This window comes from Aquisphaera insulae, assembly GCF_011064615.1.
In the GTDB taxonomy this organism is placed as follows: Bacteria; Planctomycetota; Planctomycetia; order Isosphaerales; family Isosphaeraceae; genus Aquisphaera; species Aquisphaera insulae.
Genome location: NZ_JAALJH010000052.1, coordinates 19194 through 45263, shown reverse-complemented (window position 1 = coordinate 45263; position 26070 = coordinate 19194). Strand labels below are relative to the sequence as shown.

Annotated in this window: 21 protein-coding genes; 13 read left to right on the top strand and 8 right to left on the bottom strand. The window is 69.7% G+C overall.

What is annotated here, in order from left to right:
- Positions 1–150: 150 nt before the first annotated feature.
- From rpmA to G6O54_RS23800, 4 genes are read left to right on the top strand one after another with little or no spacing between them, the layout of a single operon-like run.
- Positions 151–423, top strand: a complete 273-nt coding sequence (gene rpmA, locus G6O54_RS23815) for a 50S ribosomal protein L27 (RefSeq protein WP_165228787.1) — start codon at positions 151–153, stop codon at positions 421–423.
- Positions 424–466: 43 nt separating this feature from the next.
- Positions 467–1549, top strand: a complete 1083-nt coding sequence (gene obgE, locus G6O54_RS23810) for a GTPase ObgE (RefSeq protein ID WP_165228785.1) — start codon at positions 467–469, stop codon at positions 1547–1549.
- Between the two features lie 46 nt (positions 1550–1595).
- Entirely contained in the window at positions 1596–1829 is a 234-nt protein-coding gene (locus G6O54_RS23805) for a hypothetical protein (RefSeq protein ID WP_165228783.1), read from the top strand.
- 4 nt (positions 1830–1833) lie between these two features.
- Positions 1834–2079, top strand: a complete 246-nt coding sequence (locus G6O54_RS23800; protein ID WP_165228781.1) for a hypothetical protein — start codon at positions 1834–1836, stop codon at positions 2077–2079.
- A gap of 413 nt (positions 2080–2492) precedes the next feature.
- Here the strand turns inward: G6O54_RS23800 and G6O54_RS23795 are convergent, their stop codons facing one another.
- Positions 2493–4223 (bottom strand): GH39 family glycosyl hydrolase, encoded by a 1731-nt coding sequence (locus G6O54_RS23795; protein ID WP_165228779.1) that lies wholly within the window; start codon positions 4221–4223, stop codon positions 2493–2495.
- Positions 4224–4392: 169 nt separating this feature from the next.
- Here G6O54_RS23795 and G6O54_RS23790 point away from each other — a divergent pair, with 169 nt between their 5' ends.
- Both G6O54_RS23790 and G6O54_RS23785 read left to right on the top strand, forming a co-directional pair.
- The gene (locus G6O54_RS23790) at positions 4393–5199 is read left to right on the top strand and encodes a type III pantothenate kinase (RefSeq protein ID WP_165228777.1); all 807 of its coding nucleotides are present in this window, start codon (positions 4393–4395) and stop codon (positions 5197–5199) included.
- Between the two features lie 125 nt (positions 5200–5324).
- Complete coding sequence (locus tag G6O54_RS23785) at positions 5325–7709, top strand: glycoside hydrolase family 127 protein (RefSeq protein ID WP_165228775.1); 2385 nt, start codon at positions 5325–5327, stop codon at positions 7707–7709.
- A gap of 151 nt (positions 7710–7860) precedes the next feature.
- On the opposite strand, the gene G6O54_RS23780 is transcribed toward G6O54_RS23785, so the two are convergent.
- The 6 genes from G6O54_RS23780 to G6O54_RS23755 all read right to left on the bottom strand — a co-directional run bounded on the left by G6O54_RS23780 (position 7861) and on the right by G6O54_RS23755 (position 16758).
- Positions 7861–9984, bottom strand: coding sequence for a DUF6259 domain-containing protein (locus G6O54_RS23780; RefSeq protein ID WP_165228773.1), 2124 nt, complete (start codon positions 9982–9984; stop codon positions 7861–7863).
- Between the two features lie 48 nt (positions 9985–10032).
- Positions 10033–12264, bottom strand: a complete 2232-nt coding sequence (locus G6O54_RS23775; protein ID WP_165228771.1) for a xanthine dehydrogenase family protein molybdopterin-binding subunit — start codon at positions 12262–12264, stop codon at positions 10033–10035.
- The gene (locus tag G6O54_RS23770; RefSeq protein WP_250847038.1) at positions 12261–12752 is read right to left on the bottom strand and encodes a (2Fe-2S)-binding protein; all 492 of its coding nucleotides are present in this window, start codon (positions 12750–12752) and stop codon (positions 12261–12263) included. Before G6O54_RS23770 ends, G6O54_RS23775 begins: the two co-directional genes overlap by 4 nt.
- A gap of 23 nt (positions 12753–12775) precedes the next feature.
- On the bottom strand, positions 12776–14086 hold the full coding sequence (locus G6O54_RS23765; RefSeq protein ID WP_165228769.1) for a Gfo/Idh/MocA family protein: 1311 nt from the start codon (positions 14084–14086) through the stop codon (positions 12776–12778).
- A gap of 259 nt (positions 14087–14345) precedes the next feature.
- Positions 14346–15395: a sugar phosphate isomerase/epimerase family protein gene (locus tag G6O54_RS23760; protein WP_165228767.1), complete on the bottom strand. Its 1050-nt coding sequence runs from the start codon at positions 15393–15395 to the stop codon at positions 14346–14348.
- A 130-nt stretch (positions 15396–15525) separates the two neighbouring features.
- Positions 15526–16758 (bottom strand): FG-GAP repeat domain-containing protein, encoded by a 1233-nt coding sequence (locus tag G6O54_RS23755; protein ID WP_165228765.1) that lies wholly within the window; start codon positions 16756–16758, stop codon positions 15526–15528.
- 164 nt (positions 16759–16922) lie between these two features.
- Here G6O54_RS23755 and G6O54_RS23750 point away from each other — a divergent pair, with 164 nt between their 5' ends.
- The gene (locus G6O54_RS23750) at positions 16923–18002 is read left to right on the top strand and encodes a DUF1559 family PulG-like putative transporter (RefSeq protein WP_165228763.1); all 1080 of its coding nucleotides are present in this window, start codon (positions 16923–16925) and stop codon (positions 18000–18002) included.
- Between the two features lie 69 nt (positions 18003–18071).
- Positions 18072–19295: a cellulase family glycosylhydrolase gene (locus tag G6O54_RS23745; protein ID WP_165228761.1), complete on the top strand. Its 1224-nt coding sequence runs from the start codon at positions 18072–18074 to the stop codon at positions 19293–19295.
- Between the two features lie 61 nt (positions 19296–19356).
- Here G6O54_RS23745 and G6O54_RS23740 read toward each other — a convergent pair whose 3' ends face one another.
- Complete coding sequence (locus tag G6O54_RS23740) at positions 19357–19986, bottom strand: 3-keto-disaccharide hydrolase (protein ID WP_250847037.1); 630 nt, start codon at positions 19984–19986, stop codon at positions 19357–19359.
- 182 nt (positions 19987–20168) lie between these two features.
- Here G6O54_RS23740 and hpnC point away from each other — a divergent pair, with 182 nt between their 5' ends.
- From hpnC to G6O54_RS23715, 5 genes are all read left to right on the top strand, one after another.
- Positions 20169–21152 (top strand): squalene synthase HpnC, encoded by a 984-nt coding sequence (hpnC, locus tag G6O54_RS23735; RefSeq protein WP_165228759.1) that lies wholly within the window; start codon positions 20169–20171, stop codon positions 21150–21152.
- Complete coding sequence (locus tag G6O54_RS23730; RefSeq protein WP_250847036.1) at positions 21149–22057, top strand: phytoene/squalene synthase family protein; 909 nt, start codon at positions 21149–21151, stop codon at positions 22055–22057. Before hpnC ends, G6O54_RS23730 begins: the two co-directional genes overlap by 4 nt.
- Entirely contained in the window at positions 22054–23616 is a 1563-nt protein-coding gene (hpnE, locus tag G6O54_RS23725; protein WP_165228755.1) for a hydroxysqualene dehydroxylase HpnE, read from the top strand. Before G6O54_RS23730 ends, hpnE begins: the two co-directional genes overlap by 4 nt.
- 133 nt (positions 23617–23749) lie before the next feature.
- Positions 23750–24613 carry a hypothetical protein gene (locus tag G6O54_RS23720; RefSeq protein ID WP_165228753.1) on the top strand — a complete coding sequence of 288 codons (864 nt, stop codon included), beginning with the start codon at positions 23750–23752 and terminating at the stop codon, positions 24611–24613.
- A 67-nt stretch (positions 24614–24680) separates the two neighbouring features.
- Positions 24681–26048, top strand: a complete 1368-nt coding sequence (locus tag G6O54_RS23715; RefSeq protein ID WP_165228751.1) for a protein-tyrosine phosphatase family protein — start codon at positions 24681–24683, stop codon at positions 26046–26048.
- The last annotated feature ends 22 nt before the right edge of the window (positions 26049–26070 follow it).

Sequence of the window (26070 nt, the reverse complement as noted above, 5' to 3'; positions counted from 1 at the left end):
TTCCGGGGTTGCCCGGTGCGGGCCGGGGCGTATATGATGATCGATTCAACGCCGCCTGGCGGCGTGCCGGCGTTTGCGCGTCGATCGCGCCGGCCCATGGTAGCATTCGAAGGCGCGCAGGTCCAAAGCGAGATCGAGGACGTATCAGTCATGGCTCATAAAAAGGGTCAGGGGTCGAGCCGCAACGGCCGCGATTCGAACCCCCAGATGCTGGGAATCAAGCTCTTCGGCGGCCAGGTGGCCAGGCCGGGGGCGATCATCTGCCGCCAGAAGGGGACGAAGTGGCGGGCCGGCCGGAATGTCGGCATCGGCCGCGACTGGACCATCTATTCCCTCATCGAGGGCAAGGTGACGTTCGACCAGGAAGGCCGACGGATCAACGTCTTCCCCGTCGAGGCCGTCCCCGCCGCCGCCAAGGCCTGATCGATCCGGACGCAGCCGCCCCACCCGAGAAGAGCCCCGCATCATGTTCGTGGACCGCGTGACCCTCTTCGTGCGAGGTGGGGAGGGAGGCAACGGCTGCCTCAGCTTTCGCCATGAGAAGTACGCCCCCCGCGGGGGCCCCAACGGGGGCGACGGCGGACACGGCGGCGACGTCGTGCTCCGCGCCTCCGAGGGCAACACCAACCTCGCCCATCTCTCGCACCAGCGCCACTGGCGAGCCCCCCGCGGCGAGCACGGGCAGGGCTCCAACTGCTTCGGCAAGAACGGCAAGGACCTGGTGATCGAGGTCCCTCCCGGCACGATCGTCCGCGATCGGGACCGGGGGAACGTGATCCGCGACCTGAAGGCGGCCGGCGAGAGCGTCGTGGTCGCCAAGGGGGGTCGCGGGGGGCACGGCAACACGTTCTTCAAGTCCGCGACCAACCGGGCCCCGCGGCAGCACGAGGCCGGCCTGCCGGGCGAGGAGCGGTGGATCACGCTCGAGCTCAAGGTGATCGCCGACGTCGGCCTCATCGGCCTGCCCAACGCCGGCAAGTCCACGCTCCTCTCGCGAATCTCCCGCGCCCATCCGGAGATCGCCGACTATCCCTTCACGACCAAGTATCCGAACCTCGGGACGGTGGGGGTGGACGACACCGCCTTCGTCGTCGCCGACATCCCGGGCCTGATCGAGGGGGCCCACGCCGGCCTCGGCCTCGGCCACGAGTTCCTCCGCCACGTCGAGCGGACCGGCGTCCTGGTCCACCTGGTCGAGGCCGTCCCCGTGGACGGCTCGGACCCGCTCGAGAACCACCGGATGATCCGCCGCGAGCTCCGCGAATACAGCCCCTCGCTGGCGGAACGGCCCGAGATCGTCGTCCTCACCAAGCTCGACCTCACCGGCGCGGAGGCCGCCCGCGACCGGATCGCCCGCGAGCTCGGCCGCGAGGTCCTGTCCATCTCCGCCGTGACCGGCAAGGGCATCCCGGTGCTCTTGCGGACCATCCAGGACGCCTTGCACTCGCGCGCCGAGGAAGAATCCCAGGCTCCTTCCGTCGGGTCGCATCAGCGCCCGCCGGTCGCCGAGGACGGCCCCAGCTCGATCCTCAAGAGCGAGACGGCCTAATCCTAATAGGTTGCGTTAAGAAGATCGCGGCGGTAGTCTCGCAGGCATGGACTTCGAGCTCTTCGGCGATCTCTCCGACGTCGAGACGATCGCGGTCAACCTCTCGATTCGAGAGAACGCCGACCTGAAAGCTCGCTACGGCGGCCGTCGGTGGCGGAAGCTCAAGGGCATCGCCACGGTTCGCCTGGCCAGCGGAAGTGTCCGCCGAGCCGAGGTCCATTGGTATGAGGCGCACGGCGTCGGCAGGCGGAAGATGAAGATCAAGCGGCTTCTGGACTAGCACAATGGCGGCTCAACACGTCAGGCCGGTGTTCGCCGTGTGCGTCGCCAACGAAGGGTGCGACGACCTGTCGGCCGGCATGCTCTACCGAGTACTCCCCGACGCGGCGGCGGCAACCGAAGGCCTCCTGCGGATCATCGACGACTCGGGGGAGGATTATCTCTACCCGGCCCAGCGCTTCGTGGTCGTAGCGGTGCCGCAGGACGAAGAGTCGAGGCTCCTCGCTGTCGCGTCAACACACGTCGCCTAACCTCGCGCCTCGGAGGCCTCGCCGCGCCGCGGAGTGATTCCATCCCGAATCCATGCTCGGCGTCGCGGGTCCGCTGAGCGTCGGTGCGAGGCGGCGAGAATGAGCGTTGACGCGGACGCTGACGAGAAGCCCCGTTGGTTCGTCCTCGGTGATCAGTTGATGTGGCCGCTCGTCGGAGTTGGCCCCCATATGCTATTCGAGCTCGGCAATGACTTGGGCCAGGACACCTATCATCAGCATGGAGCTGACGACGCTTCGCGCCGCCACTGATACTGGGCGTTAGGCCGCCGCCACGAATTCGCACATATTAAAGCCCGTGTCCACCTTCGCAGGACAGGGAACTCGTGGCCCCGGGAGAACTTCGAGTCGGGCTGATGTGGCGGGCAGTCCCCACCCCCTTCCAGCGCACCGGCTCAACCCTTGCCCGACGCCGAAGGCGGCCCCAGCTCGATCCTCAAGAGCGAGACGGCCTGACGGGGCAGGCTCAGGCGCAGCTTCAGCGCCCGGCGGGAGTAGGCCCGTCGCGTGGGTGATTCCGCCAGGGCCAGGGCCGAGGCTCGCTCGAGCGCCGCGGTTTGATCGGCCGTGAGTGGGGCCGGGGAGCCCATCCGCTTCCACGCCTCATAGGCGTTCCCGTGATCCGCGTCGATGCGATAGTGGTGGATCAGGGCGGCGCCCTCGCCTCGCGGCAATCCCGTCAGGTCGACCGTGATGTCGGCCTCGGGCCCGGGGACGTCGTCATCGTGGTAGTGCCAGAGGAGCACGGCCAGCGTCTCGCCGTCGAGCGCGGCGATCGCGGAGACGTCGGGCTCGCCCGAAACGCCCCGGGCCAGGATCTCGTCCAGGCCCACCGCGTGCGAGCTCTCCAGGGTGAGTCGCCGCCCACCCATGAGGCTGAACATCCGGAAGACGTTCAGGACCGGCAGGTCAATCCCCGCGGAGGCCAGCGCCCGGAAGCCGGCGAAGGGGGGCTGGCCCTCGAACTCGAAGGCCCAGGTGAGGGCCCCTTCGAGGTTGACACCGGTCCTCTCCGCCAGGTCGAGCTTGCGGGCGAAGCTCGCCGCCGTGTAGCTCGAGTACATCGTTCCGTTGCGATAGCCGAGCCGCGGGCCCTGGCAGGCGGCACACCCCTCGGGGTCGGATTCGCCGATGACGATCGGCTTGCCCTTCAGCTCGGGGAACGAGGCGACGAGCTTGAATCCGTCCTCCACCGTCCTCAGGTGGGTCGCGATCCCCATCCGGACGTGCCCGTCGACGACGTTCGGCGAGCCCTTGGCGTGGAACGAGATGAAGTCGAGCGGCGTCCCCACCTTGCCGGTCGCCTGGTTGGTGCCGCGGAGGCAATGTTCGAGGAAGTCCCGGGCCCACTTGCCGCCGGAGCCGGCGCAGTCCGGCCCGCCGACCCGGGCCGTCGGCAGGGCGCGGCGGACGGCGTCGATCGCGAAGTCGTGGAGCTTCTGGAACTCCTCGGGCGTCCCACGCCAGTAGCCGATATTCGGTTCATTCCAGGTCTCCCAGTACCAGGACTCCACCTCGTCCCGGCCGTAGGCCTCCACGCAATGCCGGACCCACCGGTAGACCAGCTCGGCCCACTCGCCGTAATCCTTCGGCGGATACGCCCAGCCGGTGTAAATCTCGTCGTACTTCGCCGTGGGCGTCCAGCGATGCTGATAGGGCTCGGGCCTGGTCGAGAGGTCCTTCGGCATGAAGCCGATCTGGACGTAGGGCCGGACGCCCCGGTCCAGGTAGGTCGTGAAGATCCGGTCCAGGATGGTCCAGTCGTAGACGGCTGAACCCTGGGCGTCCTCGCGATAGACGCCCGTCGAACCCCACTTGAGCGCGGGCGTGCCGTCGCCGGACGTCAGCAGGTTGTGGGCGCGGAAGTAGACGGCGCCGGGGCGAAGTCCGCCGAGCTCGCCGATCAGCTTCCGACCGTCCTTCATGGTGGCATAATTCGGCTCGTCCGCGCCGAAGAATCGCCAGATCGGCGGCAGCGGCCCGCGCGGCCTCGCGGCATCGACCACGACCCGGACCGGGAACGAGACCGGCTGGGCGGACGCCTCGTTCGCGAGCTTGATCGGGAGACCCAGCAAGAGGACCGCGGCGGAGAGCCATCGGGCGAGGCGGCGTGGATCGAGGCTCATCGGGCGAACCCTCGGGGATGGGAGGAACCGACGGAGCTGGGATTGTACCCACCTCCCGGGCCCCCTGGCAGTCAGTCGCGGATCCGGTCCATAATGATCCCGCGCGGCGACGATCCACGGATCGGCGAGCGATGATACGAGAGATGAGGACCCCGAGGCCGAGCACGCCATGATCCGGATCGCCGCCGACCTTGGCAATTCCCGGATGAAGTGGGCCCTGGTGGGCGAGTCCGGGACGGTGTCCCCCTCGACGGCCCTGCCGCCCGACGACCCGCTCGCCTGGGACGCCATCTGGCAGCTATGGAGCAAGAATCTCGGGGCCGGAGCGGACGACTCGATTCGGCCACGCTGGGCGGTGGCCTCGGTGAACCCGCCGGCGGCGGCGAAGCTGCGGGCCTTCCTCGCGGCCCGAGGGATCGAGGAGGTTTCCTGGTACGAGACGGCCTCGGACGTCCCCCTGCCGATGGACGTGGAGGATGCGAATCAAGGGGGAGCGGACCGGGCGCTCGCGGTCCTCGCCGCCGCGGCGAGAAAGCCGGCGGGGAGGACCGGCCTGGTCGTCTCATGCGGGACGGCCATCACGATCGAGCGCATCGGCGCCGAGGGCGTCTGGCTCGGCGGCGTCATCGCGCCCGGACTCTTCCTCTGCGCCCGCGCCCTCCACATGCTCACCGCCCAGTTGCCGCTGATCCATCCGAGTGCCGCCGCCCCCTCGTGGGGGCGCGGGACGATCGACTCCATGGAGGCCGGCCTCTTCTGGGGCACGGTCGGCGCGATCAAGGAGCTGATCGCCCGCCAGGCCTTCGATCCTCCCGGTGAGCCGTGGATTGTCTGGACGGGCGGGGATGCGGATCGACTGGCCCGGGCGACCAGCGGCGAGGCGGCCCGGATCGTCCCCGACCTGGTCCTCGAGGGGCTCGTCCTGGCCGCGTTCGGTCCCGCCCGGGGCCAGGGAACGCGCGGCCTCTCCCCTTGATTCCGCGCAAGTCCACACCTTACCTTCGAGGAAATCGATCCCGCTCGAAGACCTCGCCAACTCGCCGCAATTTGTTGCGCCCGAACGCCGGCGGCCCAGAGCTTACCCGGAGAAAGCTCCGATCCATGAAATACGCACTCCTTGCAACCAGCCTGTTCCTCCTGGCGTCACCGATTGTCCCGGCCGACGATATCCCGCTCCTCAAGCTGCACGCGGTCCCCTTCACCGACGTCGAGATCCGAGACGGCTTCTGGAGCCCCCGCCAGGAGGTCAATCGGAAGGTCTCGATCCCGATCAACTTCGCCATGCTGGAGAAGTCCGGCAACATCAAGAACCTGGAGCTCGCCGCGGCCCGCGCCACCGCAGGCTTCGAGGGCCCGGTCTTCATGGATTCGGACATCTACAAGGCTCTGGAGGCCGCCTCCTACTCCCTGGCGACCCACCCCGATCCGGCGCTCGACAAGCAACTGGATGAGATCATCGCCAAGATCGCCGGGGCCCAGCTCGAGGACGGATACCTCGATACCTACTACGTCGTGAAGGAGCCCGGCCGACGCTGGACGAACCTCCGCGACAACCACGAGCTCTACTGCGCGGGCCACATGATCGAGGCGGCCGTCGCCCACTACCGGGCCACCGGCAAGAAGAACTTCCTGGCCGTCGCGACGAAGACGGCCGACCACATCGACTCGACCTTCGGCAAGGACAAGCGGCTGGGCTACTGTGGGCACCCGGAGGTTGAGCTGGCCCTCATCAAGCTCTGGCAGGCGACCGGCGAGAAGCGCTACTTCGAGCTGGCCCGTTTCTTCATCGAGAACCGCGGCCGCAAGTTCTTCGCCGCCGAGCACCACACCCCCGAGAGCGAGTACGACGGGACCTACTGGCAGGACGACGTCCCGATCTGCGACCACAAGAACATCAAGGGTCATGCCGTCCGCGCCGCGTATCTCCTCAGCGGGGCGACGGACGTCGCCGCCGAAACCCAGGACCCCGCGCTGCTGAAGATGATCCGCCGCGTCTGGCGGAACACGGTCGAGCGGAACATGTACCTGACGGGCGGGATCGGCCCGAGCGCCTCGAACGAAGGGTTCACGCACGACTACGACCTGCCCAACCTGACGGCCTACCAGGAGACCTGCGCCTCGGTGGCCCTGGCCCAATGGAACCACCGGCTTGCTCTCCTCTACGGCGACTCGAAGTACGCCGATGTCGTCGAGCGGGCCCTCTACAACGGCGTCCTCGCCGGCGTCTCCCTGGACGGCAAGCGGTTCTTCTACGTCAACCCGCTCGAGAGCACGGGCCGCCACCACCGCTCCGAGTGGTTCGGCTGCGCCTGCTGCCCGCCCAACGTCGCCCGGACGCTCGCCTCGCTGGGCGGCTACGCCTACGCGGTCGGTGATAAGTCGCTCTGGGTGAACCTGTATATCCAGGGGTCGACGAAGGTGGACGTGGACGGTCACAAGGTCAAGCTCGACGTCACGACGGAGTATCCCTGGGACGGAGACGTCCGATTCAAATTCACGCTCGACCAGCCGGCGAAGTTCGATCTCCGTCTCCGGTTGCCGTCATGGTGTTCCGACGCGAAGGTCTCGATCGGGGAGAACGGGGCGACGACGCTCGATCCGGGGACCGATCGCGGCTACCTCGTCGTCTCTCGAGAATGGAAGACGGGAGACACGGTTCGACTCAACATGAAGATGCCCGTGGTCCAGGTCGCCGCGAATCCGAACGTCGAGGCGGACACCGGCAGGCTGGCCTTCCAGCGCGGGCCGCTCGTCTACTGCGTCGAGGCCGCGGACAACGAGTCGGGCCTGGATTCCCTGTTCGTCCCCCGGGGAACCGAGCTGAAGGCCGAGAAGGCCGCGGACGTCCTCGGCGGGGTTGTGGTCCTCAGGGGCTCCGCGGAAACCGCCCCAGAGATGGACTGGCACGCACGCCTTTATCAGGCCGTCCCCGTTTCCAGGCAGGTTCCCCTGACCGCGATCCCCTACTACGCCTGGGACAACCGCAAGCCCGGGCCGATGAAGGTCTGGCTCCCCACGGCTCCGCGCACGCCCGGCCCCGGCGGCCCGGAGACGCAGGCGGCCGTCAAATTGTCCTTCCGTAGCGGGAACGCCCAGCCCTGGGGCGTGAACGACGGCGTCGAGCCGAAGACCAGCGGCGAGCAGCCCCAGGCGCTCTGCCACTTCTGGCCCCACTCCGGGACCCGCGAGTACGTGGAGTATGACTGGAAAACGCCGAGGATCGTCGGCAGCTCGAAGGCCTACTGGTTCGACGACACCGGCCGGGGCGCCTGCCGCTATCCCGCGTCCTGGTCCATCGAGTACCGGGACGGCGACGCCTGGAAGCCGGTCGTCGCCAGGGGCTCCTATCCGATCGTCAAGGACGGCTGGAGCGAGGTGACATTCGCCCCCGTGAAGACGACGGGCCTCCGCCTGGTCGTCCAGCTCCAGCCCCGCTGGGCGGCCGGGGTCCATGAGTGGAAAGTGGAGGAGGCGGAGGAGGATTGACCTGGAACCTCCCTCCGCGATGATTCGCACTGGGGACCGGGCAGGCAGGATTGCCCGTCCCCCGGGATCCGCCCTGCCCTCCGGGCTACAAACCCGGGGGGCAGGGATTCCTGCCTGCCTTGCAGCCCCATTCCTTAGCGCCGGCAAGGCACTATCGATCCTCGCCGACCACTGCCTCCCTCGTCACCTCGTGTGTCTTGCCCTTCCAGTCGATCCGAGGATCGCCGAAGCCGTGGAAGATCCGCACCTTTCCGGGTTTCACGCGGAGTGAACCGCCCTCGGATCGGATCGTGAACAGGGCACCGCCGGGATAGTCACGGCCGCCCCAGTGCGTGGCGAGGAAGCCCGCGAACTGCGGACCATCGATCGTGAAGCCGTAGGCGGGAAGGACCACCGGGCCGCCCAGCTCGGACGTGATGCGGGCCTCCTCACCGCCGAGATTGGCGACGACCACCGTGGCCTCGCCGCCTTCTCCGTAGGTCGCCTTGCAGAGGGTCCTCGTCGAATTCAGGAACTCGAGCCTCGTCAACCGCTGGTGGCCCGTGACGCGGTTCAGAGGGCCGAGGATCTCGTGCGTGTTCTTGAGGAAGACGTCGATGGGGTGCAGCCCCTCCGCCCAGCCGCGATCGCTGCGGGTGTAGCTGGCCAGGGCATCCTTCGGATGGACCGACTCATGCCGCGCCGAGGTCGTCTCCCAGTAGAGGTGGTCCGGCATCGAGTGGTAGTTGAGCGGCCGCGCGTCGAGGACGTGGCGGGCCACGTAGGCACCGGCCCTTGCCGCGTCGTAGCCGTACTTGCCGTAGCAGGCCTCGCAATCGTGATAGACCATCTCCCAGAAGGGAATGACCGTCGCGCCCAGGGTCCTCGGGTCGAGGTTGTGAAAGTCCTTGCCGGCGACGCCCGTCAGTCCCTCGAAGAAGTCGCTGTGCGGGATCGCCCATTCCCGGCCGCACTCGCTGCCGAAGAGGCCGAAGGTCGCGCGGGCCGCGTCGCTCAGCTTGCTCTTCCAGGCGACGTCGCCGTCGCGGTCGAGCGGATGCTTCGGGTCGAAGCACTGCTGCGGGCCGACCGCGTAGGTGGTGTCGATGAAGTAGCTCCAGGGTCCGAACCGGCGGCGGATCTCCGGCAGGTTCTGGGGCCGGGCCGCCAGCGCGACCTGATTCGTGGCGCAGACCATGTAGGCCCGGCCGCCGTTCCAGCGGCCTCCCGCGTCGACCGAGCCATCCGGCCTCTTCTGGAGCAGGTCGGGATTCCAGCTTTTCGCGTCTTTGTACATATCCTGATAATTATCGTGGAGGCTGGCGACGTAGCCGAGCTTCTGGATCCGCGCCACGGCGTCGGCCAGGGCGGCATCGCCGCCGCATTCGGGGTTGGCCGGCAGGGCGTCGGGATGGCGGACGTCGTAGCCCCCCTCGGTCCAGCCGCCGATCGTGAAGAGGCAACGATCGATCTCGAGGTCATGGCGCAAGTGCTCGGCCACGCGGGCCGTCTCCTCGAACGTCCAGTTGACCGCCTGCTTCTCGACCTTCGTGCTGTCCTCGCTCATCTGCCGCATCAGGCAGAACCAGAGCTTGACGTTCGAGGCCCCCAGCAGGAGCTCGGCATGAGGATCGCGCCGGGCCTTCTCCGCCATGGTCACCGCCAGGCCCTTCGCCTCGGCGATCTTCCGGTACGCGGCCGCCAGCGTGTTCCAGTCCCCCTTTCCCAGCGGGGTCAGCCGGATGGCCTTCGCCCCCTTGCGGAGCGAGAAGGTCGTCCGGATCTCCTGTCCATGGGCGTCTCCCGCCTTCAGCTCGCTCTGGATCTCCGGGAATACGGACACGCCGTCCCACGTCGCCAGCAGCGCCGAGCCTCGCTTGAGGAAGCCGACCATGTTCATGTGGCAACCTTCGTACTCGGAGGCGCCGAACGTCGACTTGAACGCGACCTTGCTGTCGGCCGGGATGAACAGGCCCTCCCGGCTCGGGACGATCACCGCCGCCTGCTCTCGATCACCGAGCGCGAGGGCGTCGCCCAGGATCCGGAGCTCGCCCGCAGAGCCGTCCGCCGGGCGGATCTCGACCGAGCGGTTGCCATCGACGAGCGAGAGTTTCAGGCCCTTCCCATTGGCCTGGCCCTCCGAGGGCCAGCGGACGCCGGAGGCCGGATCCAGGAGCGACCAGCGTCCGTCCCGGGAGTCGACCTGGACGACGAAGCCGTCGCCCTGAAGGCGAGTCGGCTCCGCCTGAGCCTGGGCCGCGGCGGCGAGGGCGGCAAGGAAGAGAGGCGCCAGCATCGGCGAGTTCCTTTCTGGAAGATGATCACCGGGCGATCCGCCCCAGCGTCAGCTCTTCGACGCGGCGGGCGGGATGGTCCCCTCGGGGGCGATCGGCATCGAGCGGATTCGGACGCCCGTCGCGGCGAAAACGGCGTTGGCGATGGCGGGGGCGATCGCGACGATCGGGATCTCCCCCGCGCCCGCGGCGGGGAGGTCCTTTCGATCCCGGAGGACGACGTCGATCTTCGGGACGTCCCCGAAACGCGGGACCTGGTAGCGGGAGAATCGCGGGTTGAGGATCTTGCCGTCCTCGAAGCGGACCGCCTCGAAGAGGGCGCCCCCCAGGCCCATGATCAGGCAACCTTCCACCTGGTTGCGAAGCTGGTCGGGATTGACGATCGCGCCGCATTCGAACGCGGCGACGGCGCGAACCACGCGGACGGCCCGGGTCGTCGGATCGACAGCCACCTCGACGCAGGTGGCGACGTATCCCCCCTTCTCCGCCCCGCCCGCGAAGCCGTAGCCGTGGCCCTCCGGCGGCTTCGTCTTGCCCCAGCCGAATCGCTCCGCGGCGTCGCGGTAGATGTCGCGGACGCGGGCGTCCTCGAGATTCCGGAGGCGGAACTCGAGCGGGTCGAGCTTCAGCGCGAGGGCCAGCTCATCCATCAACGACTCGCGGGCGAAATGGTTCGCGGTCGCGGCCAGGGCCCGATAGGATCCCTGCCGCAGGGGCGAAGCCGTGGCGTGGAAGGCCACGTCCTTGGTCTTGGAGGCGTAGGGCGAGTTCAGGCCGGATGCGCCGGAGTTGTAGTTGTGGAAGTCCCAGGCCACGAGCTTCCCGTCCCGATCGGCCCCGGCCGCCGCCTCGATGAGACCCGACGGGCGAAAATAGGCCCAGTTGAATTCCTCTTCACGCGTCCAGACGAGCTTCACCGGCTTGCCCGCCGCGCGGGCCAGCCGCGCGGCCTCGACGAGCGACTCGCCCGTGTGCTTGCCGCCGTACCCGCTGCCGGTATCCGGGACGATCACGCGGACGTGATCCTCGGGCATCCGGAAGGCCTCAGCGAGCTCGGATCGGCCGCCGAACGGCCGCTGCGTGCCGGCCCAGACCGTCAGCCGGTCGCCGTTCCACTCGGCGAGGGCCGCGCGCGGTTCGAGCGGGGCGTGGGCGATGTAAGCGATCGTGTAGCTGGCGGAGACCCTGGCGTGGGCGGAGGCGAGCTCCCTGGCCACCGGCCCGGCCTCGCTCGCGGCCTGGCGATCCCGACTCCGCGGGCCGCCCTCGGGATGTGCCTTGAGGTATTCATAGAGAGTCTTGTCGTTGCACCTCGGCGGCTCGGGCGTCGTCCAGTCGGGGCGGAGTGCGGCGAGTGCCTGGGCGGCCGCGTGCTCCGTGGGCGCGACGACGCCCACGAAATCGCCGTCGCGGACGACCTTCACGCCGGGCATCGCCTCGGCCTTCGACGCATCCAGCGACGCGAGCTTCGCCCCGGGAGCGGGGGGCCGCAGGATCTTGCCCCGGAGCATCCCCGGACGGGTCATGTCGCTCGTGTAGCGGTGCTCGCCGGTGACGAAGCTCCGGGCGTTGACCTTGGGGGCCGACTTGCCCGCGACCTTCCACTCGCCGGGAGGCATCGTCCGCACGTCGTCGGCGATCGTCTCCACGAGCTGCCGCCCGCGAGTCAGCTCGCCGAGGGGGATCGACCGGCCGCTCGCGGCGTGGATCGCCTTGCCGTCGCGGATCTCGACGGAGCCGCGATCGACGCCCCATTTCTCCGCGGCGAGACCGGCGAGCAGCCCCCGCGCGGCGGCCGAGGCGCGGCGGATCAGCGGCACCATCCGTGGCGTCGTCAAACTGCCGAAGGTGCCGATGTCGAACGGGACGTGGTCCGTGTCCCCCATCACGAGCCGGACCGAGGCGAGCGGGATCGCCAGCTCGTCGGCCACGGCCATCGTCAGCGAGGTCCGCGCGTTCTGGCCGACCTCCACCTTCCCCGTGGAGGCCGTCACGGTGCCGTCGTCGCCGATGTGCAGCCAGGCGTCGATCTCTCGAGGGAGCTGCCCTCCCCGCCCCCCGCCGCCCCGGGCTCGCCCACTCCGGCCGGACTCCTGGGCGACCGCCTCGGATTCCCCGCGCGTCCCCAGGCAGACGATCAGCAGGCCGCCGCCGAGGGTCCGCAGGAAGTCGCGTCGATCCAGGGTGAAGTTCCAGTCGGGCGTCTCGCGAAGCTCGTAACGCTCCGGTTCCAGGTCCGGCTCCGTCGAGAGTCCCCGCCGGTCGTCGTGATCGGGCCTCATCGGCGCTCCTCCTTCATCGACACGGCGGCCTTGCGGATGGCGGCCACGATCCGGGGATGTGTCCCGCACCGGCAGATGTTCCCCTGCATCGCGTCGACGATCTCCGCCTCGCCGGGATCGGGCTTCGCGGCGAGCAATCCCGCCGCCGCCATGATCATTCCCGACGTGCAGTAGGCACACTGGAACGCCTCCAGGTCCAGGAACGCCTGCTGGACCGGATGGAGCGTCCCCGACGGTCCGGCCAGGCCCTCGATGGTCGTGATCGAGCGGCCCGAGGCCACGCCGACGCGGACCCGGCAGGAATGCGCGGGCTGGCCGTCGATCAGGACGGTGCAGGCCCCGCACTTCCCCTCGCCGCAGCCGTATTTCGTCCCCGTCAGGTCGAGCTCGTCCCGGAGGACGTTCAGGAGGCTGGCCTCGGGGTCCGCGTCGATGGCGCGGGTCGTCCCGTTGACCTTCAATTCGGTCACGCGTCTCGCCGAGGCCATGATCGGTCCTCCGGGTTCTCGATTCAGAGCGTCCAGCCGGCGCGGTAGTCGCGACGGATGTAGGGATCGTCGAGCGGGCCGTTGGCGACGCGCATGTTCGCCGCGTCCCACTCGATCCTGCGGCCCGCGCGGAGTGCGACATTCCCCAGGAGGACGATCTCGGTGAGCGGCCCGGCGTAGCCGAAATGCGTCCCGGTGGGCCGGGCGGGATTCCGGCACGCTTCGAGCCATTCCTCGTGATGACCGGGCGACCGCGGCAGGGTCGCCGGCGGCAGCTTCCTGTCGGCGAAGTCCTTCTCGGGCAGGAGACGAGGACCGCCCTTGCCGGTGCCGACGACGAGTCGCCCCTTCTCGCCGACGAAGAGGCAGCCGTTGGCCCCCTTGCCCGGCGGGTTGCCGTCGAAGAGTTCGGCCGACGGTAGCTTGCCCCCATCGTACCAGGTCAGCTTGACGGCCGCGCGGTCCCCCTTCGCCGGGAACTGGTAGCGGACGATCGACCAGGCGGGGGCCGTGTCGGGATGATCCTTGATCGGCGGACTCTCCGCCTCGATGCTCGACGGGGCCCCCAGGTCGAGGGCCCAGAAGGACGCGTCGATGATGTGGCAGCCCATGTCGCCCAGCGCCCCGGTGCCGAAATCCCACCAGCCGCGCCACTTGAAGGGGTGATAGGCGGGATTGTAGGCCCGCGCCGGCGCGGGGCCGAGCCAGGCGTCCCAGTCCAGGAAGCCCGGGACCGGCGGCATATCCGCGGGCCGATCCACGCCCTGCGGCCAGATCGGCCTGTCGCTCCAGGCGTGGACCTCTCGGACCGGCCCGATCACGCCGGCGCGGACGATCTCGACGACCCGGCGGGTGGCCTCGCTCGAGTGCCCGCCGTTCCCCATCTGCGTCGCCACCTTCTTCCGCGCGGCCGTCTCCGCGAGGACGCGGGCCTCGTGGATCGAGTGGGTCAGCGGCTTTTCGCAATAGACGTGCTTGCCCAGCTCCATCGCCGCGTGCGCGATCATGGCATGGGTGTGATCGGGCGTGCTGACGACGACGGCGTCGACCTGGTTGTGGATCTCGTCGAACATCCTCCGGAAGTCGCGGAACGTCCTCGCGTGCGACGCCCGCTTGGCCGCATTCTCGAGCGCGATCCCGTCGACGTCGCAGAGCCCGACGACCTCCTGCTTGAGCACGCTCCCGAGATTGTCCGCTCCCCGCCCGCCCACGCCCACCAGCGCGATCTTCACGAGATCGTCGGGGCGCCGCCCCAGCACGATCCCGGGCATCGCGAACCCGCCCAGGAATCCCGCCGCGATCGTGCCGGAGAACCGACGTCGAGTCATGCCCATCGGAGGAACCTCCTGCCCGCAGGACAGGTCGCGGATTGTCCGGCGACCCTGACCCCAGGATGCTCCGCATCGGAAGCCCTTGCAAGGGGCCAGCACGCTTCATGCCGAGTGGCCCTCGCCTCCTCGGCGGTGGATGGCCCCGCAGACGCACCCATTCTCGCTCGGAGCAATCCGCGGACACGATCGGCAGGCCGACGAACGGCGGGACGACCGGCCCGGCGAGGGCCGAGCCGGTCCGCTCGGTCGCCGTCACGGTCTTTCAGCCAAGCCCCAGCAGGCTGCGATTCCGGGCCGCGTCGGTCTTCGCACCCGCGAAGTCGTCGAAGGCCACGGTCGTGGCGTCGATCAGGTGCTTGTTGATGAACGGCGCCCCCTCGCGGGCCCCCTGCTCCGGGCTCTTGACGCAGCACTCCCACTCCAGGACGGCCCAGCCGCGGAAGCCCGCCTCGGTCAGCATGGTGAAGACCCGGACGAAGTCCACCTGGCCGTCGCCCGGCGACCGGAATCGCCCCGCGCGCTTCGTCCACGGCTGGTAGCCGCCGTAGACCCCGGTCCGGCCGTCGGGGCGGAACTCCGCGTCCTTGACGTGGAAGGCCGCGATCCGATCGCCGTACCGCGCGATGAAGTCCAGGTAATCGAGCTGCTGGAGCACGAAATGGCTGGGGTCGTAGTTGATCCGCGCGGCCGGATGGCCGCCGACGCGGTCCAGGAACATCTCGAACGTCGCGCCGTCGTACAGGTCGTTGCCCGGATGGAGCTCGTAGGCGAAGCTCAGCCCGACGTCGGCCGCGGCGTCGAAGAGCGGCGTCCAGCGGCGGGCGAGCTCGGCGAACGCCTCGTCGATGATCCCGGCCGGGCGCTGGGGCCACGGATAGGCCATCTGCCAGGCGAAGCCGCCGGAGAACGCGGGGATCGTCTTCGCCCCGAGCTTCGCCGAGGCGGCGATCACCTCGCGGAGCCGCTCGTCCGCCCATTTCGTCAGGGCGGCCCCCTTCAGCCCGGCGGGATAGAACGCGTCGAACATCTGCTCGTAGGCCGGATGGAGGGCCAGCACCTGCCCCTGGAGCGCCGCGTTCAACTCGGTGACGCAGAGCCCATGGTCGGCGAGCCCCGCCCGGTAGTCGTCGCAGTATGCCTGCGAGGTGGCCGCCGTGGCCAGGTCGAAGACGTGCCTGTCCCAGGATGGGATCTGCAGGCCCTTGTAGCCGAGCCCGGCGGCCCAGCGGGCCAGCGACTTCAGCTCGTGATAGGGCGGCTCGTCGCGGATGAACTGCGCGAGCAGAATCCCCGGCCCAAGAATCCCATTCATGAATGCCTCCTCCTCGATCGATAGCGCCTCGCACCTGGTCACGGCCGGAACGCGGCCGTCGCACGTCATGGCGAATCAGCATACCGCGTCCGGGCCCGCGGGGAACTCCCCCGACGGCCGGCGGCGCGGGTCATCGCGCGCGAGGATCGGCCGGGCGATTCAGCCAGAGATCCAGCCGCGGGGTCTCCCAGTTGTAGGGCTTGCTGAGGATGTCGAGCCGGCCGTCGCCGTCCAGGTCCGCGAGGCGGGCCTCGTGGAAGCCCATGCCCGTCTGGAAGACCGTCCTGCGGAAGTGCCCCGCGCCGTCGCCGTAGAACAGGAGGGCCTGGGCGCGGGGATTGTCCGGTTCCTTCCGGCTCTCGGTCCACTTGGCCATCTCCGCGACGAAGATGTCGAGATGGCCGTCGCCGTCGACGTCGCCGAGCTGCAAGGAATGCGGGTGGACCATCGCCCGGCCGACCAGGTCGTGCCCCTTCCAGCTCCGGGCATCGAACGGATCGCCGCCGCATTCGTACCAGCGGACCGGACCCGTCCCGTCGCCCGGCGCGATGACGACCTGCGGGACCTTCGAACCATCGAGGAGCCGGCCGGCGAAGATCAGCCCCCCGACCTCGCCAATCTGGGTCACGCGCCATTTCCCCGGGCCCGCGTACGAGAAAGCCGAGTTCCCCGCGAGGATCTCCGGCCGGCCGTCGCCGTCCAGGTCGCAGCGAGACATCCCCTCCGCATACTTGCCCGGTCCCTCCCCGGCATGCCCGGAGAAGACCTCCTCGCGCGGCCATTCCTCCGCCTCGCGAGGCCTCGCCGGGATCTCCGCGACGTAGAGCGTGCTCGCCCCCTGGTTCCAGAACGCGAGCTGCGGCCGGCCCGTGCCCTTGAAGTCGCCGATGCACTGGTCGTGGTGCTGGGTCTTGCCCGAATTCTTGATCGTGTGCCGCTCCCAGCGCCCGGCCGTTCCCAAGTCCTTCCCGGGGTTCCGCCACCACCAGACCGCGTTGCTCTGCCAGTCGCCCCCGAAGATCAGATCCGGCCAGCCGTCGCCGTCCACGTCGTGCCACGCCCCGCCGGCCTCGACGGTCAGGAAGTCCGGCTCGATGACGATGCGCCGCCACCCGTCACCGGAAGGCCGATACCAGACCAGCGCCGGGGCGACGGCGCGGAATCCCAGGACGAAGCCGTTCCGCCCGCTCCGATCCAGGTCCGCCACCAGGCAGGCCGTCTGCTGGGTCGACGTGCCGGGGACGGGGAGCTCTCCCGCCCTGCTCGATCGATGCCGCCACGCCGGTTCGGCGGCGAGCACCGTCCCGGTCCCGCCCACCGCCACCAGCAGGACTCCCAGCCAGCCCAGGCCGACCGACTTCATGATGCTCCCCTTTCCGCGCGGTTGTTAAACAAGCGAGAAACAAATCGTAGACACGCGGGCGTTGGATGACTAGGATGCATCCTGTCCTCGGTGATAGGTTTCGTCGCTCGCCCATCCGCGGCACGGTCCCGACTCACTCCTACCGAAATCCAGGAGTCCCACCCATGAGCAAGCAACGGACGTTGCTGCGCGCGTCACGGCGGCCCGTCGCCGCCGGCTTCACGCTGATCGAGTTGCTGGTCGTGATCGCCATCATCGCGGTCCTGATCGCCCTCCTGCTCCCGGCGGTCCAGTCCGCGAGGGAGGCGGCGAGGCGGGCCCGGTGTGTCAACAATCTGAAGCAGATCGGGCTGGCCCTGGCGAACTATGAGAGCGCCACGGGCGCCTTGCCGCCGGCCGGGAAGTCGACCTATCGCAACGGCACCACGGTCGGCAACCAGTACGTGGATGGCATGGGGCTGTTCCCCCGGATCCTACCGTACCTCGAGGCGTCTCCGACCTTTGACGCCCTCAATTTCTCGCTCGACTACAACAACATCACGGGCGCCAATTTCACGGCGTGCAGCCAGGTCCTCTCGGTCCTGCTCTGCCCGTCGGCCACGCGCGTCCCGGACGACGGCAGGGATTCGCCGGAGCCCGCCGACCCGGCGTCGAGCGCGGCGGGGATCGGCTATGGCGTCAGCGACTACAGCGGCCTGGCCGCGACCACGATCGACCCGCTGGGCCGCACGGGCATGCCCGGGAGCAACCCGATCGCGGTCTATCGCAATCCCGCCTTCCGCACCGACGGGATGTTCAAGCAGGGTTGCCGGCGTTACTCCTCGGTCACCGACGGCCTGAGCCAGACCTTCGCCGTCGTAGAGAGCGCCGGCCGCGACGCCCGGTTCCTCAGCGGCGTCACCGAAGACTACTACACCCCGGTGACGTCCAAGGTCCGTCCGGTGCCCGCCGGCCATCGCCGCTTCTGGAGATGGGCGGAGGCCGACAGCGCCCTGATCTCCTCCACCGTAATCAACAACAAGGCCACGCCCAGCCACGAGGACACGCAGTATCCCCAATCCGGCTCGACCATGGACAACGGCGCCGGCGCCAACGATGAAATCTACGGGTTCCATCCCGGCGGCGTGAATGCCCTGATGGGGGACGGCTCGGTCAAGTTCGTCCGGGACAGCCTCAACATCCTGGTCCAGCGGTCGCTGATCACGCCCGATGGCTCCGAGGTCGTCTCCAGCAGCGATTATTGATCCGAGGCGTGGATTCCCGAACCGGCCCCCGTGGACGGGGCGTCAGGACGATCGAGTGAGGTGTCGTTCATGAACCGTGGCCTGATCCCGATCCTCGCGATCGCAGCCTGCCTCCCCGCCCGGGCCGCCGAGCCGATCCGCGGCTTCGCCGTCCCCCGGGGCCCCGACCTGATCCTGAACGGCCGCGAGTACCGCGCGGTCGGGGTCAACGTGCCCCACCTGCATCAGATCTTCCTCGGGACCTGGTTCCATCTCGAGTCGATCTACGGCACGCCCGAGAAGGCCAGGGCCGCGGCCGTGGAGGCGATCGAGGACGCCTCGCGGAGCGGCATGGCCTTCATCCGCTTCTTCGCCGGGCCGGGCTACCCGATCGAGGCCCACCGCCTCCACGGCCGCGATCCGGCCGCCTACTGGCGGGGCATGGATGACCTCTTCGCCGCCTGTCGCGGCAAGGGGATCCGGCTGGTCCCGTGCCTGAACGTGACGACCTTCCACGCGATGGCCGGCGAGCCCCGGTCCGCGATCCTCGACCCGGCCTCGAAGACCTGGGAGGCATGCCACCGCTATGTCCGGGAGTTCGTCTCCCGCTACAAGGACGATCCGACGGTCCTGCTCTGGGAGCTCGAGAACGAGCTGATGCTGGCGGCCGACGTGGACATGAAGGGCTCCTCGCTCCTCCCCGGAGGGCTCTATCCCGAGGGCGCGAAGGTCCGCGAGACGGCGACCCGGGAGGACTCCCTCACCTGGGAGATGACGCAGAAAATCTACCGGGAGCAGGCCGCCTTCATCAGGTCGATCGACCCGAATCATGCGGTCACCAGCGGCGACGCGGGCGTCCGGCCCGAGGCCACCAGCCGCCGCGAGACCTTCCCCGACTTCCGGTATCGCGACGACACCTGGCGCGAGCACGTGGCCAACGAGCTGGCCGCACAGCCCGAGCCCCTGGGGGTCTACAGCCTCCATCACTACGGGCCGGCCGACCCCGGCCCGAAGGGCGCCGGCCTCGACGCCCTGGAGCGTGCCCGCCTGGCCGCGCGGGCGATCCGCGCGGCACGCGTGCCGCTCTTCATCGGGGAGCTTGGGCAGGACACGCCGACCTTCCGGTCCGATCCGGACGCGCGCTGGACCCGGGCCTATCTCGACATGGCGGAGGAGGAGGGCATCTCGCTGATCGCCCTCTGGGTCTGGCATTTCCCCTGGCAGTCGGAGCTGACGCTCGACGGCCGCTCGCATCCCGCCCTCATCGACCGCGTCCGCGCGTTCAACGCCAGGCACGCCGGGGCCGGTCGGTGACGATCGGGCCGCGGCGTCCCGGCGCCGCGGCCGCCGACACGGATCGCCGCGTTTCCACCGCTCAGGGGAGCTCGGTGATCTCGATGTCCTTGAAGCGGACCTCCATGGCAGGGCCGACATGGACCTGCAGGGCGATGATGCCCTCGTCGTCGAACTTCTCGTCGTCGCGGTCGATCACGCGGGTGCCGTTCAGGTCGACGGTGATATGCTTGCCCTTGAAGGTGATGACGAACTCGTTCCAGTCGTCGGCCTTCACCACGCCCTTGGCCTTCTCGATGCCGTCTTCCTGGAGCTTCCCCCGCCCCCGTTCCTCGTAGAGGAGCCCCCAGTAATCGGCGGCGATGTCGGCCTGGGGCCCGGAGACGATGCCCTCCGCGGTTCGCTTGCTGCGGATCTGGATGCCCGAGTTGCCGTTCTTGAACTTCACCTTGGCCTTGAGGATGAAGTTGCGGTAGGGCTTCTCGGTCGCGAGGAACTGGTTGATCTTGAGGTCGCCCTTGGTGCGGCCGACGATCTGGCCGTCCTCGACCGTGAAGAGGTCCTTGTCCGCCGGTGTCACCCAGCCGGCCAGGTCCTTGCCGTTGAACAGCGAGACGGGCTTGGCCGCGTCCTGGGCGAGCGAGCGTGCGCCCGGCCCGGTCAGGGTGGCCAGGATCGTGAGGCCGGCGGCGGCGATCATTCGAGTCGTCATGGTGTCGTTCCGTCCTTGAGGGAGGGTCCGGCGGCCCGGCTGGCCGCCCAGGCCGCCGATTGTCACCCGGCCCGGCCCCTCGGTCAACGCGCGAGTCCCCCGGCTGGCACGTCTCCCGCACGGCCATTAGAATCGTCCTCTTGCCGGCCGGGGGGGCCGGTCGGCGAGGGAACGTGCACACCATGTCTTTCCAGGACGACCTGAGGCGATACGGGCCCGAGTCCTCGACGCCCGCGACCAGGGACGAGGCCCTGGCCTACTGCGCGCGGCTGGCCGCGACGCACTACGAGAACTTCAGCGTCATCACCTGGCTCACGCCGCGCGAGCATCGCCCGGCGTTCGCCAGCATCTACGGTTTCTGCCGCTGGGCCGATGACCTCGGCGACGAGGTCGGCGACCCCGCGGAGTCGCTCCGGCTGCTGGACTGGTGGCGCGGCGAGCTGAGGCGGATGTACGACGGCGAGGCCCGCCATCCGGTCATGATCGCCCTGGCGGAGACGGTCTCCCGGCACGAGATCCCGATCGCGCCGTTCGAGGCCCTCATCGACGCCTTCGAGCAGGACCAGCGCGTCACGGAATACCAGACCTTCGCGCAGCTCCTGGATTACTGCGTGCGGTCGGCGAATCCCGTGGGCCACCTGGTCCTCCACGTCGCCGGGGCCTATAGCGCCGAGAACGCGGCGCTCTCCGACGAGACCTGCTCTGCCCTCCAACTCGCCAACTTCTGGCAGGACGTGGCCCGCGACCTGGCCATCGGCCGGATCTACCTGCCGAAGGAGGATCGCGACCGGTTCGGCTACCCGGATTCGGACCTGAGGTCGCTGCGGTTCACGCCGGAGTTCGCGGCCCTGCTCCGGTTCGAGGTCGAGCGGGCGCGGGGGATGCTCGAGCGCGGGCGGGCCCTGGTCGCGCGGATCCGCGGCCCGCTCGCGGTGGACGTGGACCTCTTCTCCCGCGGCGGGTTGGCGATCCTGGACCGGATCGAGGCGAGGGGCTACGACGTGCTGTCCTCGCGCCCCGCGCTCGGCAAGTGGACCAAGGTCGCGCTCCTCGCCCGGGCCGCGGTCGGGCTGTCCCTGTCGCGATGGAGGGGGGCGGCACCGGCCGCCGCCCCGGCGGTCCTCGAACGGTCCGCGGCGGGTGCACCGCGGGAGGCACGGCCGTGACCGATCGCGCGACCCTCTCCGCCAGCTACGCGTACTGCGACGAGCTCGCGCGGCGGGAGGCGAAGAACTTCTACCTGGCCTTTCGGCTGCTGCCGGCCGACCGCCGACCGGCGATGAGCGCCCTCTACGCGTTCATGCGTCACACCGACGACCTGGCCGACGAGCCGGGGACCGAGGGGGAGAAGGCGACGGCCCTGGACGCCTGGAGCCGCGCCCTCGACGAATCGCTGGGCGCCGGAGGGGAGGGAGGCTGGCCCGGCCTGCCCGCCCTGGTGGACTCCGTGGCCCGGCACGGGATCCCGGCCCACCTCCTGCACGACGTCATCCGGGGCGTCTCCATGGACATCCGGCCGCGGGCCTTCGCCAGCTTCGAGGACCTGTCGGACTACTGCTACCTGGTGGCGTCCGTGGTCGGCCTCTGCTGCATTCATATCTGGGGATATCGCTCGGACGGCGGCCGGGCGGAGCGGCTCGCCGAGTCCTGCGGGATGGCCCTCCAGCTCACGAACATCCTCCGCGACGTCCGCGAGGACGCGCGGAACGGCCGCGTCTACCTGCCCGAGATCGACATGCAGAGGTTCGGCGTCGAGGCCGCGGACCTGCAGGCCGACCATCCGAGCCCCCGCCTCCGCGAGCTGCTCGCCTTCGAGGCGGGGCGGGCCTATTCGTACTACGAGCAGGCCCGCGAGCTCGTGCCGCTCGTCGACGCGCCGGCCCGGCCCGTGCTGGTGACGATCGTCGGGATCTATCGGGCCCTCCTCGACGAGATCGTCCGCCGCGACTACGACGTCCTGGACCGACGCGTCTCGGTCCCGTCCTGGCGCAAGGCCGCGATCGCGCTGCGATCGATCCCCGCGCGGTTCCGGAACCGCGCGACGCCCCGGATCCAGACCCCCGTGCCATGACGAATTCGCCGACCCCGCCCGCCCCCGCGCCCGACATCCCGGCAGACGTCCCCCCGCGTCCGGCCCCGCCCCACGTCGCCATCGTCGGCGGCGGGCTCGCCGGGCTGGCGGCCGCCGCCGCCCTCGTCGACCACGGCCTCCGCCTGACCGTCTTCGAGAGCCGGCCTCGCCTCGGCGGGCGTGCCAGCTCGTTCGTCGACCCGGCGACCGGAGAGCAGGTCGACAACTGTCAACACGTCAGCATGCGTTGCTGCACGAACCTCGCGGATTTCTGCCGCCGCGTCGGCATCGAGGACCTCTTCCGCCGCGAGCCGGCGATCACGTTCGTCGGGCCCGGCCGTCGGGTCTCCCGCCTCGGGGCCGGCGTGCTGCCGGCCCCGTTCCACCTGGCCGGCAGCTTCCTGCGGGCGCGGTATCTCCGATGGGGCGACAAGCTCCGCGTGGGCTACGGGCTGGCCCGCCTGGCCCTCGGGCGGGACGACCCGAGTGCCGCGGCGGACGAGTCGTTCGCGGACTGGCTCCGACGGCATCGCCAGACGCCCCGGACGATGGACCTCTTCTGGTCCACGGTCCTCGTCTCCGCGCTCAACGAGCGGCTCGACCGGATGGACGTGGGCCACGCCCGCAAGGTGTTCGTCGACGGCTTCCTGACCACCCGGCACGGATTCGAGATCGAGATCCCGGTCGTCCCCCTGGGCGACCTCTACGGGTCGAGGCTGGAGGCGTGGCTCCGGGGTCGAGGCGTCGACGTCCGGCTGACCACCGGGGCGGGGGGCCTCGACGTGGACGACGAGGGGGGGCTCCGTGGACTCCGGCTCCGCTCCGGCGAGCCGGTCGCCGCGGACTTCGTCATCCTGGCGGTCCCCTTCGACCGGGCTCGCGGCTTCCTGGCCCCCGTCGCCGGGGAGGCCGACGCCCTCGACCGGATCGGCCGCCTCGAATCCTCGCCGATCACGGGCGTCCATCTCTGGTTCGATCGAGCCGTCTGCCCCCATGACCACGCCGCCCTGCCGGGCCGGCTGGCGCAGTGGGTCTTCAACCACACGGCCATCCAGGGGCGGTCGACGGCGGGGCACGAGTCGGGACAGTACTTGCAGGTCGTGATCAGCGCCTCGTACGACCTGGTGGGGAAGGGCCGGGATGAGATCCGGGAGGCGGTCCTCGCCGACCTGGCGGAGGTCTGGCCGGGGCTGAAAGAGGCTCGCCTGGTCCGTTCCTGGGTCGTCACGGAGCATGGTGCGACGTTCGCGGTCCGCCCGGGCGTGGAGGCGCTCCGGCCCTCGCAACGGACGACGATGGACGGCCTCTTCCTGGCCGGCGACTGGACCGACACCGGCTGGCCGGCCACGATGGAAGGGGCCGTCCGGAGCGGCTACGCGGCGGCCCAGGGGATCCTGGCCGACCTCCAGAGGCCCGAGCGGATCCTCCGCCGCGATCTCGAACCCGAACGCCTCGCCGCGTGGCTGCTCCGCAGGCCGGAGACTCCCCGCCATCCCTGGCCCGAGATTCCCGAGCCGGTCCAGGATCTCGATATTCCCCAGATTGAAGAGACTCAGTAGCATGCAGCGAGAGGAGAACGCGAGCCGGTCAACGCCAATAAGTTCAAGGCGTCTCTCGTCGGAGGACGAAACGTTTCCCAAAGAGCCAGCAATTGTCGGCTTCCGACCGGATCATGAACCTTCGGGACGAACGATGCCTGCCTCCACGGACGGACGGATCGCGGTCAAGACGGTACGGAGCCGGCCGAGCTGGCTGCGCGCCCTCGGCGAGGAGAGCCCCCCCGAGCAATTGCAGATTGCGGGGGCGCGACACACCTTGTCCGAGGTTTACAAGCACGACTCGTGGGCGGCAACGGCCCTCTACAGGGGGCCCGATGGCACGCCGCGGATCGTGAAGATCCACCGCAAGGCGCCCCTCCTCTTCATCCCGATGCGTTGGCTGGGGCGACGGACCGCCCGCAACGAGCGCCGGCTCCTCGAGACGCTGGCCGGCCTGGACGGGATCCCGGCCCTTGCCGGCGAGGTCGATCAGGGGGGGCCGGCGATGGACAACGCGGTGGCCCGCGAGTTCGTCCCCGGCCATCCGCTCGGCGCCCGCGAGGCCGTCCCGGATTCCTTCTTCCCCGCGCTCCAGTCCCTCCTCGACGCGATGCACGCCCGCAGGACCGTCTACGTGGACCTGCACAAGCGAGAGAACGTGATCGTCGGGGATGGTTCGCAGCCCTGCCTGATCGACTTCCAGATCAGCCTCCTCTGGCCGTCCTGGCTGCCGCGCGGAGCCCTGTTCCGGATCTTCTCGAGGAGCGACGACTACCACCTGATGAAGCACTGGGCGCGGTGCCGGCCGGACCAGTGCGGGGTGGATACCGCGGCCCTCCAGCGGCGGATTCCCTGGTGGATCCGGGCCCACCGCCTGGTGGCCCGCCCCTTCCGCGAGCTTCGCCGCCGGATCCTGGTGCTGGTGGGGGTCCGGTCGGGCAAGGGGAGGGTGGAGACGGAAGCCTTCGCAGAACATGCCCTTCGTGATATAACCCAGCCCCGAAGCGGGGCCGCCTGAGGCTCCCCGCCCGCCGCGGATCGTCCGCGGCACCCGGAAACGTCGTCGCCCCGAAGGACTGGCAGGCATGACGGGACACCTCGCGCAGGGATGGCGCGTCCGATACTGGCCCTGGCTCGTGCTCGCGCTGGCGGTCATCCCGGCCCCCTGGTACGTGCTCGATTTCGAGTCGGACATCGACCCCGAGTTCCCCCGCGTCGTCCGGCCGACGTACAACGCCCTCCCGCCCCCCGCCTATCGATTCGCCGAGGCCGGGGATACGATCGACCACTCCGCGGTCTACATCGCCTCCGCGGCCCTGGTCCTGTCGGCCTGGGGAGTCCTCCGCGGCAGGTCGCGAAGGGCCTGGCTCGCCGCGCTGGCCCTGTCGATCGCGGGCTTCTGGCATGCGGCGACTCCCGGCCCCCTCGTCGACGGCTGGCACGGCCTGGGCTGGCGGACCCTGCTGAACCCCGCGGCTCCCGCGGAGCTTCGGCTCGTCCTGGGACTGGCCGCGGTCGCGCTCCTGGCCCTGTTCTCGTATGGACTCCTCGGCATCGACCTGCGCCGGGGCTGGTCGGCGGCGAAAGTGCGAGGGATCGGCGGGCTGCTCGTCGTCGCGGCCGCGCTCGTGATCCTCCGTCAGGTCCCCTGGATCGATCGAGAGCCGATCGGATTCTGGCCGCGATGGGCCTTCGTCTGGGGCCTGCTGGCCTGGGCGCTGGCCCTGGTCCGGGTCGTCCCGGCGGCCCCTCCCGGCTGGTCGAGGACCGGGATCGTCACGATCATGATCGCCGCTTCGCTGGCTCTCGATTTCGCCGGCCGCGGGCTCTTCTGGTATCAACGGCCCCTGGCGCGGCTCCGCGAGGTGGTCCCGGGCCGGATCTACATCAGCGCGATGCCGACCTACCGGGGCCTGGAGCTGGCCCAGCAGCGGCATCATTTCCGGACGATCATCAACCTCTTCCCGGAGCACACGGCGGAACGCAGCCCGCGGCTGCCGGAGGAGCTGCAATTCGTCCGCGATCACGGCCTGGCCTACGTGAGCAACGAGCCGACCGACGACCCGACCGGCGAGGACTTCATCGCCAAGACGCTGGAGATCGCCCAGGACCCGTCCGCCTGGCCGATCCTGGTCCACTGCCACGCGAGCATGGACCGGTCGCCGGCCTGGATGGGGCTCTATCGCTTCCACGTCCAGGGATGGCCGCTGGCGGACGCGATCCGCGAGATCGAGGTCCACCGCGGCCTGCGGCCCAAGGCCTCGGTGACGCTCCTCTACAATCGCATGGTCCCGCGGCTGGAGCCCGGGCGCTCGGCCACCGATCCCACCGCCGCCCGACTCCGCGAATGCGCGGTGGGTGTCGTGGATCCGGTCACGGTCCTTGCGGCGAGGAACCGGGTCGCGAAGGGGCTGCCCGACTCCTCGCAGACGCCGGCTCCCGCCCGCCGTTGAGGACGGAGTCGGACGGACCTCG

What these genes read in the sequence shown, in the direction of transcription:
- G6O54_RS23775 (WP_165228771.1), bottom strand. Translation starts at nt 12,264, where the DNA reads ATGAGGCCCGATCACGACGACCGGCGGGGACTCTCGACGGAGCCGGAC.
- G6O54_RS23780 (WP_165228773.1), bottom strand. Translation starts at nt 9,984, where the DNA reads ATGCTGGCGCCTCTCTTCCTTGCCGCCCTCGCCGCCGCGGCCCAGGCT.
- G6O54_RS23715 (WP_165228751.1), top strand. Translation starts at nt 24,681, where the DNA reads ATGACGGGACACCTCGCGCAGGGATGGCGCGTCCGATACTGGCCCTGG.
- G6O54_RS23795 (WP_165228779.1), bottom strand. Translation starts at nt 4,223, where the DNA reads ATGAGCCTCGATCCACGCCGCCTCGCCCGATGGCTCTCCGCCGCGGTC.
- hpnE (WP_165228755.1), top strand. Translation starts at nt 22,054, where the DNA reads ATGACGAATTCGCCGACCCCGCCCGCCCCCGCGCCCGACATCCCGGCA.
- G6O54_RS23720 (WP_165228753.1), top strand. Translation starts at nt 23,750, where the DNA reads ATGCCTGCCTCCACGGACGGACGGATCGCGGTCAAGACGGTACGGAGC.
- G6O54_RS23770 (WP_250847038.1), bottom strand. Translation starts at nt 12,752, where the DNA reads ATGGCCTCGGCGAGACGCGTGACCGAATTGAAGGTCAACGGGACGACC.
- G6O54_RS23790 (WP_165228777.1), top strand. Translation starts at nt 4,393, where the DNA reads ATGATCCGGATCGCCGCCGACCTTGGCAATTCCCGGATGAAGTGGGCC.
- G6O54_RS23750 (WP_165228763.1), top strand. Translation starts at nt 16,923, where the DNA reads ATGAGCAAGCAACGGACGTTGCTGCGCGCGTCACGGCGGCCCGTCGCC.
- G6O54_RS23805 (WP_165228783.1), top strand. Translation starts at nt 1,596, where the DNA reads ATGGACTTCGAGCTCTTCGGCGATCTCTCCGACGTCGAGACGATCGCG.
- G6O54_RS23760 (WP_165228767.1), bottom strand. Translation starts at nt 15,395, where the DNA reads ATGAATGGGATTCTTGGGCCGGGGATTCTGCTCGCGCAGTTCATCCGC.
- G6O54_RS23745 (WP_165228761.1), top strand. Translation starts at nt 18,072, where the DNA reads ATGAACCGTGGCCTGATCCCGATCCTCGCGATCGCAGCCTGCCTCCCC.
- G6O54_RS23740 (WP_250847037.1), bottom strand. Translation starts at nt 19,986, where the DNA reads ATGACGACTCGAATGATCGCCGCCGCCGGCCTCACGATCCTGGCCACC.
- G6O54_RS23765 (WP_165228769.1), bottom strand. Translation starts at nt 14,086, where the DNA reads ATGGGCATGACTCGACGTCGGTTCTCCGGCACGATCGCGGCGGGATTC.
- obgE (WP_165228785.1), top strand. Translation starts at nt 467, where the DNA reads ATGTTCGTGGACCGCGTGACCCTCTTCGTGCGAGGTGGGGAGGGAGGC.
- G6O54_RS23755 (WP_165228765.1), bottom strand. Translation starts at nt 16,758, where the DNA reads ATGAAGTCGGTCGGCCTGGGCTGGCTGGGAGTCCTGCTGGTGGCGGTG.
- hpnC (WP_165228759.1), top strand. Translation starts at nt 20,169, where the DNA reads ATGTCTTTCCAGGACGACCTGAGGCGATACGGGCCCGAGTCCTCGACG.
- G6O54_RS23800 (WP_165228781.1), top strand. Translation starts at nt 1,834, where the DNA reads ATGGCGGCTCAACACGTCAGGCCGGTGTTCGCCGTGTGCGTCGCCAAC.
- rpmA (WP_165228787.1), top strand. Translation starts at nt 151, where the DNA reads ATGGCTCATAAAAAGGGTCAGGGGTCGAGCCGCAACGGCCGCGATTCG.
- G6O54_RS23785 (WP_165228775.1), top strand. Translation starts at nt 5,325, where the DNA reads ATGAAATACGCACTCCTTGCAACCAGCCTGTTCCTCCTGGCGTCACCG.